Origin of the sequence: Actinoplanes sp. CA-051413 (assembly GCF_050955795.1) — a bacterium.
Taxonomy (GTDB): Bacteria; Actinomycetota; Actinomycetes; order Mycobacteriales; family Micromonosporaceae; genus Actinoplanes.
The window spans coordinates 6137396-6152504 of sequence record NZ_CP192100.1 but is presented as its reverse complement, the minus strand read 5'-3'; the positions used below and the strand labels follow the sequence as shown (position 1 = coordinate 6152504).

At 72.9% G+C, this 15109-nt stretch carries 18 protein-coding genes; 12 read left to right on the top strand and 6 right to left on the bottom strand.

The genetic code is table 11. The features are described 5' to 3' along the window. The first annotated feature begins 28 nt into the window (after nt 1–28). From ACQP2Y_RS29050 to ACQP2Y_RS29020, 7 genes are all read left to right on the top strand, one after another. A complete protein-coding gene (locus ACQP2Y_RS29050; RefSeq protein ID WP_433718239.1) occupies nt 29–439 on the top strand; it encodes a ChaB family protein in 411 nt (136 codons plus the stop codon). Nucleotides 440–464: 25 nt separating this feature from the next. Next, complete coding sequence (locus ACQP2Y_RS29045) at nt 465–1025, top strand: helix-turn-helix domain-containing protein (RefSeq protein WP_433718238.1); 561 nt, start codon at nt 465–467, stop codon at nt 1023–1025. Further along, a complete protein-coding gene (locus tag ACQP2Y_RS29040; protein ID WP_433718236.1) occupies nt 1022–1537 on the top strand; it encodes a GNAT family N-acetyltransferase in 516 nt (171 codons plus the stop codon). The genes ACQP2Y_RS29045 and ACQP2Y_RS29040 overlap by 4 nt, the downstream gene beginning before the upstream one ends. Nucleotides 1538–1602: 65 nt before the next feature. Then, nucleotides 1603–2064 (top strand): hypothetical protein, encoded by a 462-nt coding sequence (locus ACQP2Y_RS29035; protein ID WP_433718234.1) that lies wholly within the window; start codon nt 1603–1605, stop codon nt 2062–2064. Then, on the top strand, nt 2064–2558 hold the full coding sequence (locus ACQP2Y_RS29030) for a hypothetical protein (protein ID WP_433718232.1): 495 nt from the start codon (nt 2064–2066) through the stop codon (nt 2556–2558). Before ACQP2Y_RS29035 ends, ACQP2Y_RS29030 begins: the two co-directional genes overlap by 1 nt. 28 nt (nt 2559–2586) lie before the next feature. Continuing rightward, nucleotides 2587–3663 carry a radical SAM protein gene (locus ACQP2Y_RS29025; protein WP_433718230.1) on the top strand — a complete coding sequence of 359 codons (1077 nt, stop codon included), beginning with the start codon at nt 2587–2589 and terminating at the stop codon, nt 3661–3663. Next, complete coding sequence (locus tag ACQP2Y_RS29020) at nt 3653–4438, top strand: class I SAM-dependent methyltransferase (RefSeq protein ID WP_433718229.1); 786 nt, start codon at nt 3653–3655, stop codon at nt 4436–4438. Before ACQP2Y_RS29025 ends, ACQP2Y_RS29020 begins: the two co-directional genes overlap by 11 nt. On the opposite strand, the gene ACQP2Y_RS29015 is transcribed toward ACQP2Y_RS29020, so the two are convergent. Further along, entirely contained in the window at nt 4401–5273 is an 873-nt protein-coding gene (locus ACQP2Y_RS29015) for a helix-turn-helix transcriptional regulator (protein WP_433718227.1), read from the bottom strand. The two genes, ACQP2Y_RS29020 and ACQP2Y_RS29015, sit on opposite strands and share 38 nt — an antisense overlap. 102 nt (nt 5274–5375) lie before the next feature. Here ACQP2Y_RS29015 and ACQP2Y_RS29010 point away from each other — a divergent pair, with 102 nt between their 5' ends. Genes ACQP2Y_RS29010 through ACQP2Y_RS29000 form a run of 3 tightly spaced genes read left to right on the top strand, consistent with a single transcriptional unit; the run spans nt 5376 to nt 8149 of the window. Then, nucleotides 5376–6371 (top strand): aldo/keto reductase, encoded by a 996-nt coding sequence (locus tag ACQP2Y_RS29010; RefSeq protein WP_433718225.1) that lies wholly within the window; start codon nt 5376–5378, stop codon nt 6369–6371. 39 nt (nt 6372–6410) lie between these two features. Further along, on the top strand, nt 6411–7520 hold the full coding sequence (locus ACQP2Y_RS29005) for a sensor histidine kinase (protein WP_433718223.1): 1110 nt from the start codon (nt 6411–6413) through the stop codon (nt 7518–7520). After that, the gene (locus ACQP2Y_RS29000) at nt 7511–8149 is read left to right on the top strand and encodes a LuxR C-terminal-related transcriptional regulator (protein WP_433718221.1); all 639 of its coding nucleotides are present in this window, start codon (nt 7511–7513) and stop codon (nt 8147–8149) included. The genes ACQP2Y_RS29005 and ACQP2Y_RS29000 overlap by 10 nt, the downstream gene beginning before the upstream one ends. A 12-nt stretch (nt 8150–8161) precedes the next feature. Here ACQP2Y_RS29000 and ACQP2Y_RS28995 read toward each other — a convergent pair whose 3' ends face one another. The 4 genes from ACQP2Y_RS28995 to ACQP2Y_RS28980 form a co-directional block, all read right to left on the bottom strand. Then, the gene (locus tag ACQP2Y_RS28995; protein ID WP_433718219.1) at nt 8162–10711 is read right to left on the bottom strand and encodes an ABC transporter permease; all 2550 of its coding nucleotides are present in this window, start codon (nt 10709–10711) and stop codon (nt 8162–8164) included. 29 nt (nt 10712–10740) lie between these two features. Beyond that, entirely contained in the window at nt 10741–11478 is a 738-nt protein-coding gene (locus ACQP2Y_RS28990) for an ABC transporter ATP-binding protein (RefSeq protein WP_433718217.1), read from the bottom strand. 83 nt (nt 11479–11561) lie between these two features. Continuing rightward, nucleotides 11562–12032: a DUF1772 domain-containing protein gene (locus ACQP2Y_RS28985; protein WP_433718215.1), complete on the bottom strand. Its 471-nt coding sequence runs from the start codon at nt 12030–12032 to the stop codon at nt 11562–11564. Further along, on the bottom strand, nt 12029–12457 hold the full coding sequence (locus ACQP2Y_RS28980) for an ester cyclase (protein WP_433718213.1): 429 nt from the start codon (nt 12455–12457) through the stop codon (nt 12029–12031). Before ACQP2Y_RS28980 ends, ACQP2Y_RS28985 begins: the two co-directional genes overlap by 4 nt. 106 nt (nt 12458–12563) lie before the next feature. Here ACQP2Y_RS28980 and ACQP2Y_RS28975 point away from each other — a divergent pair, with 106 nt between their 5' ends. Further along, a complete protein-coding gene (locus tag ACQP2Y_RS28975; protein WP_433718211.1) occupies nt 12564–13145 on the top strand; it encodes a TetR/AcrR family transcriptional regulator in 582 nt (193 codons plus the stop codon). Here ACQP2Y_RS28975 and ACQP2Y_RS28970 read toward each other — a convergent pair. Further along, nucleotides 13142–13681 carry a hypothetical protein gene (locus ACQP2Y_RS28970; protein ID WP_360832255.1) on the bottom strand — a complete coding sequence of 180 codons (540 nt, stop codon included), beginning with the start codon at nt 13679–13681 and terminating at the stop codon, nt 13142–13144. The genes ACQP2Y_RS28975 and ACQP2Y_RS28970 overlap by 4 nt on opposite strands. Before the next feature lie 163 nt (nt 13682–13844). Here ACQP2Y_RS28970 and ACQP2Y_RS28965 point away from each other — a divergent pair, with 163 nt between their 5' ends. Further along, nucleotides 13845–14969 carry an alpha/beta fold hydrolase gene (locus tag ACQP2Y_RS28965; RefSeq protein ID WP_433718208.1) on the top strand — a complete coding sequence of 375 codons (1125 nt, stop codon included), beginning with the start codon at nt 13845–13847 and terminating at the stop codon, nt 14967–14969. The last annotated feature ends 140 nt before the right edge of the window (nt 14970–15109 follow it).

The window sequence follows — 15109 nt, the reverse complement described above, 5'->3', positions numbered from 1 at the left end:
CGCCTCGGCCCGCGGGAACTTCGACGGTATGCCCGCACGCGAGAACCTGCCGAGCACCATCAAGCGGTCGCCGCGCAAGGCCCAGGACACCTACGCGGAGACCCTGGACAGCGCCGTCGAGCAGTACGGCGACGGCGAGCGCGCGCACCGCACCGCCCTGTCGTCGCTCAAGCACTCGTTCGAGAAGGTCGGCGACCACTGGGAGCCCAAGGAGCAGCGTGGCCCGAGCGATGCGCAGGCCGAGGGTGGTGTCGACACCGACCGTCCCACGGCGGGCGGCGTCGACGCGAACGCGAGCAAGAAGCACCTGCTGGAGGTGGCGAAGCGGCTGGACGTGACCGGCCGCTCGCGGATGACCAAGGCCGAGCTGGTCGAGGCGATCGGCAAGGCCAATGACGCGGCCAGCCGGCGCGCGCTGAAGGCCGAACGCGAGGACTGATCAGATCTGGGATAGCATCCCGGATATGAGAGATGCTCTGGACGAGCGGCTGGCGTCCCGCGTCGCCGAGCTGCGGGTCGCGCGCGGCTGGTCCCTGGACGACCTGGCCGGCCGCACCGGCGTGAGCCGTTCCACGCTGTCCCGCCTCGAACGCGGCGAGATCAGCCCGACGGCCTCGCTGCTCGGCAAGCTCTGCACCGCGTACGGCTGGACCATGTCCCGCCTGCTGGCCGAGGTCGAGGCCGAGCCGCCCGCCGTGGTCCGCGGCGCGGAGCAGGCGCTCTGGCGCGACGACTCCGCCGGCTTCACCCGCCGCAGCGTCTCCCCGCCGCACGCCGGCCTGCGCGGCGAGCTGATCGAGGGGGTCCTCGACCCCGGCGCCGACATCTCCTACGACGCGCCCCCGGTGACCGGCATGGAACAGCACGTGTGGGTGCTCGACGGCCGGCTGGAGCTGACGGACGACCGCACCCCGCACCGCCTCGACGCGAGGGACTGCCTGCGGTTCCGCCTCTGGGGCCCGACCCGCTTCTACAACCCCGGTCCGGGCCCGGTCCGCTACGCCGTCTTCGTGGTGCTGCCGTGACCGTCACCCGGCTCACCGGCGACGACTTCGCCGCACACCTGCCGGCCCTGGCCGACCTGCTCGTCGACGCCGTGGCCGACGGCGCCTCCGTCGGCTTCCTGGCCGATTTCGACCACGCAGCGGCCACTGCCTGGTGGCGGTCCCGCGCCGGCGCGGTCGCGGACGGCAGCCTCGCCGTGTGGATCAGCAGCGGTCCGGCCGGCGTCACCGGCACGGTCAGCCTGGCGTACGCGGAGAAGCCCAACGCCCGGCACCGCGCCGAAGTGGTCAAGCTGGCCGTGCGCCGCGACGCGCGGGGTAACGGCCTCGGCCGCCGGCTGCTCGCCGCCGCCGAGGAGGCAGCCGCCGCCTCCGGGATCACCCTGTTGCTGCTCGACACGGAGACGGCCAGCGCGGCGGAACGGCTCTACGAGTCGGCGGGCTGGCACCGCTACGGCATCGTCCCGGACTACGCGGCCGACCCGGCCGGCGAGCTCCAGGACTGCAGCTTCTTCTACAAGAAGCTCGGCTGACTGTCGGGAATCCGCCTCTCCACAGTGGATGGGCCGGGGCGGGCGCTGCGCTAGCCTGACGCCCTATGGGCCGGCGCTATCGGGTGCTCCTCGTCTCCAGCAGCGGCGGTGTGCTGCTGGATCTGCTCGCCCTGCGACCGTGGTGGCAGGGTCACGACCCGGTCTGGGTCGCCGTGCCGGCCCCGGACACCGAGGTCGCCCTGGCCGGCCAGCGGGTGCACTGGCGGGCCGAGCTGACCACCGGCACCAAGCTGCGGGTCATCCCGGCGGCCTGGCGGGCGCTGCGGCTGCTGCGCGCCGAGCGACCCGACGTCATCGTGTCGGCCGGCACCGGCGTGGCCGTCGGCTTCTTCCTCGCGGCCCGGCTGCTGCGCGTGCCCGCCCTGTGGCTGGAGACGTTCAACATGACCGGTCCGCCCGGGGCCGCCGCCCGGATCTGCGCCCGGTTCGCCGCCGCCGTGCTGGTGCAGCGGCCGGCCCTGCTGGAGACCCGTCGCCGCGCGGTGCTGATCGGGGAGCTCTACTGATGGCCCGCGTCCTGGTCACCGTCGGGATGGGACCGTGGCCCTTCGACCGGCTCATCGCCGCGCTGGCCCCGCTCTGCGCCGAGCACGAGGTGTTCGCCCAGACCGGCACGTCCACCGTCGTCCCGCCCTGCCCGCACGCGGCGTTCCTGCCGCTGGACGAGCTGCAGGAACGGCTCGCCGCCGCGGACGTCGTGCTCACCCACGCCGGCAACACCGTGCGGCTGGTGCAGCGGCTCGGCGGCGTGCCGGTGGCCGTGGCGCGCGAGGCCGCACGCGGCGAGATGGGCAACGATCACCAGGTCGCATACCTGCGGGCCGAGGAGCGGGCCGGCCGGGTCGTCGCCGTCTGGGACGTCGGCGAGCTGGCCGGAGCGGTCGCCCGGCACCGCGAAGACGCGCGGCGGTTGCTCGCCGAGCGGCCGCTGCCACCGGCGGTCTCCGACGAGCGGCTCGTGGCCGTCCTCGACGAGCTCTGCGGGCGGCTGGTGCGATGAACCCGTTCGTCGCGGCGAGGAGACTGCCATGACCCTCGGTGAGAAGGCACGGCTGGCGGCGTTCTTCGGCCGGCTGGCGGTCAAGGAACGGTTCGCGCCCCGGCTGCACGTGCGGCCGCTGGTCGCCGAGCTGTTCCTCACCGACAACTGCAACCTGCGCTGCACCAGCTGCGGCTGCTGGACCTCGAACACCAAGGGGGAGCTGTCCACCGAGGAGTGGCAGGACGTGCTGCGGCAGCTCGTGGCGCTGCGCATCCACAAGGTCAACTTCACCGGCGGGGAGCCGCTGATCCGGCCGGACGCGATCGCGCTGATGGCGTACGCCCGCAGCGCCGGCGTCCGCCACCTGCACCTCAACAGCAACGGCATCCGGCTCACCCCGGCCGTCCTCGACGAGGTCATCGCCGCGGGCGTGCGCAGCTTCAACGTCTCGGTCGACGGTCCGACCGCCCTGGTCCACGACCGGATCCGCGGCCGCCTCGGCGCCTTCGCCACCACCACTGAGCACCTACGGCACCTGATCGCCCAACGCGACCGGCACCGGCTCAAGGTGCGGATGAACTTCACGGTCATGCGCGACAACGTGGACAGCCTGCCCGCCATCGCCGCCCTGGCCCAGGAGCTCGGCGTCGCCCTCTACCTCAACCTGGTCACCGACCGCACGTTCCTGTTCCGCACGGACGCGGTGACCGACCAGACCGCCGTCGACCGCGACCGCCTCGACACCGCCCTGGCCGAGCTGGAGGAGCTGGCCCGCCGGGACCGCCGCTGGCTGCCGCGCTACTCCGACCTGCGCTATCTGCGCGGCCACTTCAGCGACCTGGTGCAACGCGACCTGCCGTGCGCCGAGTCGCAGCTCAAGCTGATGATCCACTCGCAGGGCCAGGTCGGCGGGTGCTGGGCCCACGACCCCACCGCCACCGTCCGCTCCCGGTCGCTGGCGGCCATCGTCGACGCCCCCGAATACCGCGAGGAGCACGCCCGGCTGTTCCGCAAGGAGTGCGTCGGCTGCGGCAGCAACTACAGCCTCAACCTGCGGTGGCGGCCGGGCACGTACCTCGCGGACCTGCAGTGGCGCGCGGGACGGAAGTCCCTTGCGGCCTAGCCGGCCCCTCTACGACGCGCTCGCCGACGGCTACGAGGAGCACTTCGCCGTCCCGCACCGCCGCGCCTACGACGACCTGGCCTGGGAGCAGACGGCCGCCCTGCTGCCGCAGCCCCCGGACCGGATCGTCGACGCCGGCTGCGGCGTCGGGCGCTGGGCGCGCCGGCTGCGGAGCCTGGGGTACGACGTGACGGGCGTCGAGCAGTCCCCGGGCATGATCGCCGCTCTGCGCCGCCACCCGAGCGACCCCGGTTTCACCCTCGTCGAGGGGTCGATGACCGACGCGCAGCTGCCGCCGGACGCCGGAATGGTGCTGGCGATGGGCTCACTCCAGTACACGGACGACCCCGAGGCCGCGATCGCCCACCTGGCCGGCTGGCTGCGTCCCGGCGGCGTCCTGGCCGTGCTGGTCGACTCGCTGGTCGCCCTGGTGCTGGAGCTGCTGCGCGACGGCCGCGAGCAGGAGGCCCGGCAACGGCTGACGACCCGGCGCGGCGTGTGGCGCCAGCACGGCCTGGAAGCCGACCTGCACCTGCTCGACCGGGCCCGGCTGGAGGCGGCGTTCACCGCGGCCGGCCTCACCGACGTCCGCACCCGCGGCCTGCTGGTGACGGCGACACCCCTGGGCCGCGACGAGCTCACCCGCCGGCTGACCACCGACCGCGAGGCCCACCTGGCCCTGGAACGTCAGCTGCTGGAGTCGCCCCTGCTGGCCGACACCGGCAAGCAGCTCCTGGTCACCGGCCGCCGTCCCGGAGCGGCCTGTCTGTCGTAGCCGTGGGCCACTCCTCGACGCCCAGCACGCGCAGCAGCTCCAGCCGCTCGCGGGCCTCGTCGTCGGCCGGGGTGAGGACCACCAGCTCCTGACCCTGGTCCGGGGTGACCAGGGTCTCGCAGTCCATCCGCAGCCGGCCCACCCGCGGATGCCGGAAGGTCTTGCGGTCCATGCGCCGCACCGCCACCTCGTGCTCGGCCCAGAGCCGCCGGAAGTCGGCGCTCGCCGCCTGCAGCCGGTCGACGAGCCCGGCGACGGAGGGATCACCGGACCGGCGGCCGGCGGTCGCGCGCAGGCCGGCCACCAGCCGGCGGCTGTGCTCCTGCTGCTCGTCATCCGCGTGAGCGGCGCGGGCGGCCGGGTCGGTGAACCAGCGGTACACGACGTAGCGCCGGTCACCGGAGAAGTGGGTGAGATCGCCGGTCAGCAGGGAGGACATCCGGTTCTGGGCGAGCACCTCACCCAGGTCGGACAGCACCATGGCCGGGGTGTCACCGAGCAGGTCCAGCATGCGCATCAGACCGGCGCGGGCCTGGCCGGCGATGCCCTCGGCGGGCGGGGGACGGTGCCCGGCGAGGTGGAACAGGTGGTCACGCTCGTCGTCGGAGAGGCGCAGGGCCCGGGCCAGCGCGCCGAGCAGCTGGGTCGAGGGCTGGCTGCTGCGGCCCTGCTCCAGGCGTACCACGTAGTCGACCGACATGCCGGCCAGCATGGCCACCTCCTCGCGGCGCAGGCCGGTGGTGCGCCGGCGCGGGCCCTCGGCGATGCCGACCTGGGCCGGCCGGACGGCCTCGCGGCGGCGGCGCAGGAAGTCGGCGAGCTGGTCACGATGCATGACCTCATGGTGCTCCGCGCCGGGCCCGGGTATCCAGGGAGCGGCTCTCCCACGATGAACGCTCCGCTCCCGCCCGCGCCGGACCGGGTCCACCGTTGAGCCATGATGCAGACACGAACCTTGGGCAGGACCGGACCGGCCGTCGCCACGCTGGGCCTGGGCGCGATGGGCATGTCGGGCGCGTACGGCGTGACCGACCGCGCGGAAGCGATCGCCACGGTGCACGCCGCGCTGGACGCGGGCGTGACCCTGATCGACACCGCCGACTTCTACGGCATGGGCCACAACGAACTGCTGCTCGGCGAGGCCCTGCGCGGCCGCGACCGGGACAGCTACCAGCTGAGCGTCAAGTTCGGCATGCGGCGGGGGCCAGGCGGCGGCTTCGGCGGCCAGGACAGCCGCCCGGAGGCGGTGCGCAACTTCCTGGCCTACACGCTGACCCGGCTGGGCGTCGACCACATCGACATCTACCGCCCCGCCCGGCTGGACCCGGCGGTGCCCATCGAGGACACCGTCGGCGCCATCAAGGAGATGATCGACGCCGGCTACGTGCGGCACCTGGGCCTGTCGGAGGTCGGCGCGGAGACGATCCGCCGGGCGCAGGCCGTGCACCCGGTGGCGGACCTGCAGATCGAGTACTCACTGCTGTCCCGGGCGGTGGAGGCCGAGGTGCTGCCCACGCTGCGGGAACTGGGGATCGGGCTGACCGCGTACGGTGTGCTGGGCCGCGGCCTGATCTCCGGGCACTGGTCCGCCGGACCGCCCCGGCCGGGCGACAGCCGCGGCTTCAGCCCGCGGTTCGCCGGCGGCAACGTGGAACACAATCTCGCCCTGGTGGAAGCGCTGCGCCGGATCGCCGGGGCGAAGGGCTGCACGGTCGCGCAGCTGGCCATCGCCTGGGTGGCGGCGCAGGGAGCGGACATCGTGCCGCTGGTCGGGGCGCGCCCCCGGGAGCGGCTGGCCGAGGCGCTGCCCGCGGCCGAGCTGACCCTGACGGCGGACGACCTCGCCGCGATCGAGCAGGCAGTGCCGGCGGGAGCGGCCCGCGGCGACCGCTACCCGGCGGCGTTCATGGCCTCCCTCGGCGTGGGCAACTAGAACGGACCCTGTACAAGTGGGGGAGTGCTGACTCGGGGGATGCGGGCGACGTGGTACCTGCTGGGCACGCTCGGAACGGCGGTCGTGACGCTGATCGGGCTGCCGTTGCTCTGTGTGCCCGTGGTGGGCCGGCCCTGGGCCCAGTGGCACCGGCGGCGGGCCGGCCGGATGCGCGGCGTCACGGTGTCGCCGGGTCAGCCGCTGCGCCGCCGGCACTGGGCCTGGCTGTCGGTACACGTGGTGGCCGGCCTGCCCGTCGGGCTACTGACGGTGCTGTGCGTCGGGAACCTGCTGGCGGCGTTGGTGGTGACGCCGCTGTGGTGGGCCTTCCCGGCCGAGGATCCGGCCCGGCTGGTCTTCGACGTGCCGGTGCGCGACTGGGGAACGGCCCTGGTTCTCGGCGCGGCTCAGCTCGGCGTGCTCAGCGGGGCGGTGCTGCTGGTGTTGCCGCTGCTGGCCGGCGCGTACGCCAAGGCTACGCTGGCGCTGCTTGCCCCCTCTCCGGCCGAGCGTCTGGCCGGCCGTGTCGAGGTGCTGACCAGGACCCGGGCGGACGTGCTGGAGGCGCACGGCGCCGAGCTGCGCCGTATCGAGCGGGACCTGCACGACGGAACGCAGGCTCGGCTGGTCGCCATCGCCGTGCGGCTGGCGGTGGCCCGGGACGCGTTGGCGGACGACCCGGTGCTGGTGGAACGGTTGCTCCGGGAGGCGCACGAGGGGACGGAGGAGGCGATGATCGAGTTGCGGGACGTGATCCGCACGATGTATCCGCCGATCCTGGCCGACCGTGGGCTGGCCGGCGCGCTTCGCACGGTTGCGGCCCGGGGCGGGGTCCGTACCGACGTGGACGTCGGTGAGCTGGGGCAGGTGCCCGCGGCGCTGGAGGCGGTGGCGTACTTCGCGGTCGCGGAGGCGCTCACCAACGTGGCGAAGCACAGCGGAGCCGGCTCGGCCGTGGTGCGCGCGCACCGGCGTGGCAATCGGCTGTCCATCGTCGTCGCTGATGACGGCGCCGGCGGGGCCGATGAGACGGCGGGCAGCGGCCTGGCCGGCATCCGGCGCCGGGCGGAGGCGCTGGACGGCGTCGTCACGGTCTCCAGCCCGCCGGGCGGGCCGACCACGCTGATCGTGGAGCTGCCGTGCGGGTAGTGATCGCCGAGGACAACGTGCTGCTCTCCTCGGGCCTGGAGCTGCTGCTGAGCCGTCGCGGTTTCGAAGTGGTGGACATCGTCACCGACGCCGACGCCTTCCTGGCGGCGGTCGGCCGGCACCGTCCGGATGTGACCATCGTCGACATCCGGCTGCCGCCTTCGTTCCGGGACGAGGGGATCCGCGCCGCGCTCCGCGCGCGCCGCGACCACCCCGGGCTGCCGGTGCTGGTGCTGTCGCAGTACGTCGAACACGAGTACGCGGCGGAGCTGCTGTCCAGCGCCCCGGCCGGAGTCGGGTACCTGCTCAAGGACAGGGTGAGCCGGGTGGATGAGTTCGTCGACGCGGTACGGCGGGTCGCTTCCGGTGGCACCGCCCTGGATCCGGAGGTGGTGGCCCAGTTGCTGAACCGCCGCGGCGATCCACTGGCCACCCTGACCCGGCGCGAGCGGGAGATCCTCGGCCTGATGGCGCAGGGGCACGACAACACCTCGATCGCCGCCCGACTGTTCATCACCGACAACGCCGTGCACAAGCACATCGGCAACATCTTCGCGAAGCTGGGGCTGGCGGCGAGCGACAGCGGGCACCGGCGGGTGCTCGCCGTCCTGGCGTACCTGCGGGTCTGACCGGTCCCTCCGTCACTCCCGGACGCCGATCGCGTCGACCGCGCGCGGCCGCATGGCGATCCGGGTCGAGGTCATGACGGCGGCCCCGCCGAGCAGCGCGGCGACCGCGACGATCCCCAGGTAGGCCCAGGGCGGGACGGACGGCATCAATGTCCTGGTGAGCGCGAGGCTGGTGCCGATCAACGACGGGATGGCGGCGATGGTGCCGAGGAGCACGGCCGCGACGACGATGATCCGCGTCTCGGCGCGCATCATCGCGCGGATCTGCTGCCTGGAGCCGCCGACCAGCTGCAGCAGGGCGAACTCCCGCGACCGGGCGGCCGTGGCCATCACCAGGGTGTTCACCACGGCGATGGCCAGGTAGCCCAGCAGCACCGCGTTGAGGATCAGGCCCACCGCCGACTCCCCGGCGCCGGCGTCGCGCTGCGCCGCGACGAACGACTCCCGATCGTCGACCCGGACGGTCGGCAGGTCCCGCACAGCGGATCGAAGGGCATCGCCGAGTGCCCCGACGCCGGTGCCCGCGGACGCCGTGACCAGCACCGCGAAATCCAGGTGGTCGGTGGTGTGCGCCAGTACGAGGTCGTGCGGCAGCGTGACGTCACCGAGGCCGAGCCCTCGCTCGTAGAGCGCGATCACCGTGGGCCTGATCGGCGTGCCGTCACCGAGACGGAGGTCGACGGTGTCGCCGGGAACGACGCCCAGGGTGCCCGCCGCGATCCGGCTCAACGCCACCGTGTTGCCCCGCAGCCGCGCGACATCACCCTCGAGCACGGCGAGGTCCATGGTTTCGGCCAGCCGGTCGCCGTCCACCCCCTGGGCGGAATAGCTCCTGATCTGCAGACTGTCTCCCGAGGCCACGGTGGACAGGGTCCGGGTGCGGACCACCGGGGTCACCGCCGAGACGCCGGGCACCTCCCGGAGCAGATCGGCCACCTCGGGCGACACACCGGAGGAAAGAGATGTGACGACGTGGTCCGCCCGTAGCCCGGCCGCGACCTGATCCTCGGCGGCGGCGCTCGCGGTCGTCCCGCTGAAGAGCTGACCGGCGGCCAGCGTGATGCCCATGATCAGCGGGGTGGTCGCCGCGGCGAGCCGCCGGGAGTTGGCGTGGGCGTTCGCCGTCGCGAGGAACCCGCTCACGCCCGATCGGCGGTTCAACCAGGGACCGAGCACGGTGACGGCTCCACCGAGCAACCGCGGGCCCAGCAGTGCGACGGCGAAGATGAGCAGGAACGCCGAGAAGGCCGCACTCTCCGCGCCGCCGTCACCGGGCAGCAGGAGCGGCGGCACGAGGGCGGTGGCCAGACCTGCGGGCACCAGCAGCACGCCGACGGTCAACCGCAGCCATCCCAGTTTCGGCGGCTCCACGGCCGCCTCACCGAGAGCGTCCACCGGCCGCAGCCCGGCTGCGCGCCGCGCGGCGATCCAACCGCCCAGCCGGGCGCCGATGAGGCAGAGCACCAACGCCGCGAGCACCGGAAGCGGGCCGATCGACAGCGCGAAGTCATCCGGTATCGCGCCGGCCGAGGCGAAGGCCGCGCGAAAGAGCAAGCTCAGCCCGATGCCGGGAATGACCCCGAGTACCGCCCCGAGCGTGCTCACCACCGTGGTCTCCGCGGCGATCATGCCGAGGACCTGCCTCGGGGTCGCACCGATCGCTCTCAGCAGGGCCAGTTCCCGCAGCCGGTGCCGGACGGACAGGGCGAGGGTGCCGGCCACCACGATCATGATGACCAGCACCATGCTGGCGCCGAACGCCAGAGCCAGCTCGCTGAGGAACGAACGCGTGTTGCCGATGTCGAGAAACTCGGCTTCGCTGCGCTCCCGTCCGGTGTGGACGACCACATCGGGGAACGCCGCCTCGACGGCGCCTGCCAGCTCCGCTGGGCCGACATCCGGGGAGGTGAGCACGCCGATCGCGTTCACCCGATCCGGCCGGCCGGTCAGTTCCCGCGCCCGGTCGTCGGTGAAGAACAGTGCGGACTGCCGGGCGGGTGGACCTGCGGGCAGGTCCGCGATGCCCGTCACCCGGTAGGTCGACGTGCGGGAGCCCACCGCGAGCCGAACCGCAGCGCCGACAGTGACGCCGGCCCGCCGGGCCAGCGCGGAGTCCAGCACCACGTCGTCCGTCCGGACCGGAGCCCCTCCCGCGCTCGTGGTGAACGGGCCCAGCACGGCTGACTCCCAGCCGTGCCCGAGCAGGGGGATGCCGTCCGGCTGGGCGAGCAGTCCGCCGTCCATCGTCACCAAGCTGACCGGGACGCTGACGTCGGCGATCGCCGCCCGGACGCCGGGCACCCGCGCGAGGGCGCCGGCCCGGTCGGCCGGCAGGGTGGCTCGTTCGGCGAACCGGGGGTCCACGTCGTCGGCCACGGGCAGCGCCTGCGGGGCACCCACCACCAGATCGGCGGCCTGGTAACGCTCGGTCGGCCCGCCCGCGCGCTCGCTGCTCTCCAGCAGGATCCCGCAGGCCGTGATCACCGCCGAGCCGAACAGCACCGCGATGAACGCGGCGACGAACCCGCCCGGGCGTGCCCGGATCGTGCGCCAGGCCAGCACCGAAATGCGCCTCGACGGCAGCCGGCGCCTCACGGCTCGCCCAGGTGAGTCATCCGCTCGGCGATCTGCTCGGCGCAAGGCCGGTCCAGCTCGCCGGCCAGCCGGCCGTCGGCCAGGAACACCACGGTGTCGGCGTGGGCGGCCGCGACCGGATCGTGCGTCACCATCAGCACGGTCTGCCCCAGGTCGTCGACGAGCTTCCTGAGCAGCGCCAGCACGTCCCCGCCGGTACGGCTGTCCAAGGCGCCGGTCGGCTCGTCGGCGCACACCAGGTCCGGCCGGTTGATGAGCGCCCGAGCGATCGCGACACGCTGTTGCTGCCCGCCGGACAGCCGGCTCGGCCGCCGGTCGCGCAGCTCGGTGAGCCCCACCTCGGCCAGCACGCGGGCCAGCCGCTGCCGGTCCACCGGCTTCTCGGCCAACCGCACCGGCAGCGTGACGTTGTCGGCCACCGTCAGCGCCCCGAGCAGGTTGTACGCCTGGAAGACGAACCCGATCCGGTCCCTGCGCAACTCGGTGAGCTCCGTCTCCGACCGGCCGGACACCTCCGTGTCACCCAGCATGACCCGTCCGGAGGTGGGCCGGTCCAGTCCGGCCACGCAATTCAGGAACGTGCTCTTGCCGGACCCGGACGGGCCCATGACGGCGGTGAACGTACCGCGGAGGAACGCGGCCGTGACCCCGTCCAGTGCGCGTACCTGATTCCGCCCTGACCCGTGCACTTTGGATACCGCATCGAGGCGTACGGCATACGATCCAACTGTCATGGCGGTTGACGCTAGGCGTCACGCGAGGCTTGATCGCTACCCCGAACCACCGGAAAAGTCTTACAGCCAGCTGTAGTGCCGGGTCAGCTGATGAGGCTTACGCCCAAGGCGAGGACGGCCAGCCCCTGCAGGACGGCCCGGGGGACGATGATGCGGTCCCAGGCGCGTTGCCAGCTGCGGATGTCCGCTGGAGTCTGGTGGGCGTCGGCGGCCGCGGTGAGCCGCCGGTTGATGGGTGCGCTGACCCGCACGTAGAGCAGCACCCAGACCACCAGCAGCACGAATGCCGCTCCGGCGGTCGCGGCCGCGGCGGGACGGCCGGACACCGCGGCGAGCACGGCCGCGGCGCCCGCCGCGATGACCCCGAGGATCCCGGGTACGGGCATGCGCCGGTCAGCGACGCGGTGCAGGTTGCCCATGACCGCCGTGAGGGTGCTGTCGTCGACGTGCGCGAGGGCGGATCGCTGGACGAGCGCGCAGAAGGCGTCGGTGCCGTAGACGATCCCGGTGCTCAGGATGGCCAGAAGTGCGGCGAGTTGCGAGACCAGTGTCATGCCTGGGCCTCGGGACCGCCGAGCGGGGGCAGGGCACCGATCTGCTGGAACATCTGCATCAGGTTCAGCTGGTCCCAGTGCTCGACGAACAGGCTGTCGCGCACGCGCCAGATGTCGATGCTGCGCATCTCGACGGGCTTGCCGCTGGCCGGGATGCCCAGCAGGTCCCCGGTGTGGGTGCCGCGGTAGACGAAGCGGCCGACGACGCGGTCACCGGAGACGATCAGGTCCTCCATGGTGACCTTCACATCGGGCAGGCCGGTGAAGAACGCGGCCCAGAACTGGCGGTTGGCCTCGCGCCCGTCGGCGACGAAGTCGTTGTGGTTGCGGTAGTCCTCGGCGATGAACCTGTCCACCAGGTCCGGGTTGTGAGTGTTGGTCATCTCGACGAAGAGGTCGGCGAGCTGGTGTCCGGGTGTGGTCATGTCAGGCTCCGATCGCGGTTAGCACTGCTAGCGCTAGCGACGCTAATCCGCAATTCCGCTCGCGTCAATAGCGGTGCTAGCGAAGCTATCGATGCTACAGTCGGGCATGGCTATCGAGGACCGCCGGCAGCGCGAGCGCGACGCCCGTCGCCGGCTGATCACGGCGACGGCGCGCACCCTGGCCGAGACCGAGGGCTGGGAGGCGGTCACCACGCGCCGGCTGTCCACCGAGATCGAATACAGCCAGCCCGTGCTCTACAAGCATTTCGGCTCGATGGAGGACATCGTCGAAGCCGTCGCGGTCGAGGGCTTCGAGGAGCTCGCCGAGACACTGCGCGCCGCCCGCGGCGACAGCCGGGCGTCCGGCGACGAGCTCGGCCGGGTCGCCGCTGCCTACAGCGGCTTCGCCGCGAAGAATCCCGCGCTGTTCGACGCGATGTTCATCCGGTCCACCCGACTGCACTTCGCGGCCGAGGACACGCCGGCGCCGCTGAAAGAAGCCTTCGCCGAGCTGCGCGCGGCGGTCGCCACGATCGCCGGCGGGCGCGACGTCGACACCCTCACCGAGGTCGTCTGGTCGGCGCTGCACGGATTGGTGGTGCTCGGCCGCAACGGCCGGCTACGCCCGGGCCATGACACCGCCCGCATCGAGCTCCTGGTCACGCAGCTGCGCGCCGCGTCAGCCTAGGGCCGGCCCTTCAGGCACACGAACGGGCCACGGACGCCCGCGTTGAAGCGTTCGGCCGCGGCCAGGGCCTTCTTCACCCGGCGGCGCGGCCCCAGCGCGGTGCCCGCCGTGGCGTAGAGCGCGCCCAGGGCGATCTGGTCACCGCAGCCGACCGCGGCGAAACCGTCGGCCGCCTTCGCCACCTGGTAGTCGTCGTGGACGGCGAAGAGCTGCCCGCGTACGCCGACCAGGAACGTGCCGCCCTCCTCGCGGTCGTTCTCCTTGGCCGCCCAGCCGCCCGCCTTGAGACAGTCGCGCACCGCGTCGATGAACGTCGTCGCCATGAACCGGTCCAGGTCGCCGGTGGGCTTGGGCAGGGTCAGCGAATACCGGATCAGCTGGCCCATCCGGAACGAGGTGGTGAAGCCGAACAGGTAGCGGTTCTTGCGGAAGACCTTCGCGTCGGCGCGCACGGTCAGGCTCAGGCCCGACACCCCCGCGCTGTCCCCGCCGATGTAGACCGAACCCGACTGCGTCAACCCGGCGATGGCCGTCATGGGTCCACCGTCGCACAGCCGGGCCCGCGCCGTCGATCGGCCGACGGGTGCCGCACCGAACGGGGAGTCCTCGGCACCGTCGCACGCACTGTGCGAGATCGCCCTGGTCAGCGGGCTTGCATGGACGCACCAAGCGAGATCACACCCGGAAGGGGTGGAACGTATGAACGCAGTCCTGCGGCATCACGCGAGGAGGGCCGCCGTCGTCGGATCCGTCCTGGCGGTCATCGGCGGTGGTCTCCCCGGTGCCCGTCCGGCGGCAGCCGTCGCCGACCCGCCGGGCACGGTCCTGTCCACGGCGGCGGCCACTCTGCCACCGGAGCTGACCGCCCTGGCCACCGGCAAGCGCGTCTCGTACGTCAGCACGAGTGTCACCGGCGCGAGCATCACCACCACCGGACTCGTGCTCAGCCCCAAACGCAAGAAGGCCAACAAGACCGTGGTCTGGGGGCACGGCACCACCGGGCTGGCCGACCAGTGCGCGCCCTCCGAGAACCAGGGAGTCTTCTGGCCGGAGGCCCGGGCCGCCGTCGCCGAGCTGCTCACCCGGGGCTGGACCGTCGCGGCCCCCGACTATCCGGGACTGGGTACGCCGCAAGCACACCCGTACCTGATCGGTGGCAGCGCGGCCCGCTCGATGATCGACAGCGTCAAGGCCGCCCGTCACCTGGACACCAACCTCGGCACCGAGTACGTCCTCGACGGCCACTCCCAGGGCGGCCAGGGCGCACTGTTCGCCGGCGAACTGGCACCGAGCTACGACGGCGACCTCACGTTGCGCGGCGTCGCGGCCATCGCCCCGGTCTCCAACGTCGACGTGCTGGCCCCGCTGATCCCCGGCACGCCCGGCCAGGGCTACCTGGTGATGGCCCTGTACGGCCTGGCCGCGGTCCAGCCGTCGTTCGACCCGCTCACCGTGCTGGCCCCGCCCGCCCGGCAACGCGTGTCCGTGCTCCAATCCGGCTGCCTGTACGAGATCCTGGCCCAGTACCAGTCACTGAAGGCCGGCCAGCTGCTCCTCGGCGGCGCCCTGCCGCCGGCGGTGGTGGACCAGCTGGCCCACTACGACAACCCGGCCCAGGTGGCGCCGAGCGCACCGATCCTGCTCGTGCAGGGCTCGGCCGATGAGGCGGTGCCGGCCTTCATCACCGACGCGCTGGAGGACCAGCTGGACGACTACCCGCAGCCGGTCGAACTCGTCACCCTCGAGAACGAGAACCACGACGGCGCGGTGTTCGCCTCGACGACCCTCGTCGCGGACTGGATCGCCGCCCGCTTCGCCGCCTGAGACCCGCGGACCGGATCGCCGCCCGCTTCGCCGCCTGAGACCCGCGGACCGGGAGTCCCCGGCCGCCGCCCGCCGGCGCATGACAGGATGCGCGGCGGGCGGCCGCTGGGGGCGGTCCGACGGACGGACGGTGAGGGGCG

Coding starts and splice junctions, on each gene's coding strand:
- ACQP2Y_RS29005 (WP_433718223.1), top strand. CDS start 6,411: ATGCGGGCGACGTGGTACCTGCTGGGCACGCTCGGAACGGCGGTCGTG.
- ACQP2Y_RS28970 (WP_360832255.1), bottom strand. CDS start 13,681: ATGACGGCCATCGCCGGGTTGACGCAGTCGGGTTCGGTCTACATCGGC.
- ACQP2Y_RS29045 (WP_433718238.1), top strand. CDS start 465: ATGAGAGATGCTCTGGACGAGCGGCTGGCGTCCCGCGTCGCCGAGCTG.
- ACQP2Y_RS29025 (WP_433718230.1), top strand. CDS start 2,587: ATGACCCTCGGTGAGAAGGCACGGCTGGCGGCGTTCTTCGGCCGGCTG.
- ACQP2Y_RS29015 (WP_433718227.1), bottom strand. CDS start 5,273: ATGCATCGTGACCAGCTCGCCGACTTCCTGCGCCGCCGCCGCGAGGCC.
- ACQP2Y_RS28990 (WP_433718217.1), bottom strand. CDS start 11,478: ATGACAGTTGGATCGTATGCCGTACGCCTCGATGCGGTATCCAAAGTG.
- ACQP2Y_RS29030 (WP_433718232.1), top strand. CDS start 2,064: ATGGCCCGCGTCCTGGTCACCGTCGGGATGGGACCGTGGCCCTTCGAC.
- ACQP2Y_RS28985 (WP_433718215.1), bottom strand. CDS start 12,032: ATGACACTGGTCTCGCAACTCGCCGCACTTCTGGCCATCCTGAGCACC.
- ACQP2Y_RS29050 (WP_433718239.1), top strand. CDS start 29: ATGCCCGCACGCGAGAACCTGCCGAGCACCATCAAGCGGTCGCCGCGC.
- ACQP2Y_RS29010 (WP_433718225.1), top strand. CDS start 5,376: ATGATGCAGACACGAACCTTGGGCAGGACCGGACCGGCCGTCGCCACG.
- ACQP2Y_RS28975 (WP_433718211.1), top strand. CDS start 12,564: ATGGCTATCGAGGACCGCCGGCAGCGCGAGCGCGACGCCCGTCGCCGG.
- ACQP2Y_RS28980 (WP_433718213.1), bottom strand. CDS start 12,457: ATGACCACACCCGGACACCAGCTCGCCGACCTCTTCGTCGAGATGACC.
- ACQP2Y_RS28965 (WP_433718208.1), top strand. CDS start 13,845: ATGAACGCAGTCCTGCGGCATCACGCGAGGAGGGCCGCCGTCGTCGGA.
- ACQP2Y_RS29035 (WP_433718234.1), top strand. CDS start 1,603: ATGGGCCGGCGCTATCGGGTGCTCCTCGTCTCCAGCAGCGGCGGTGTG.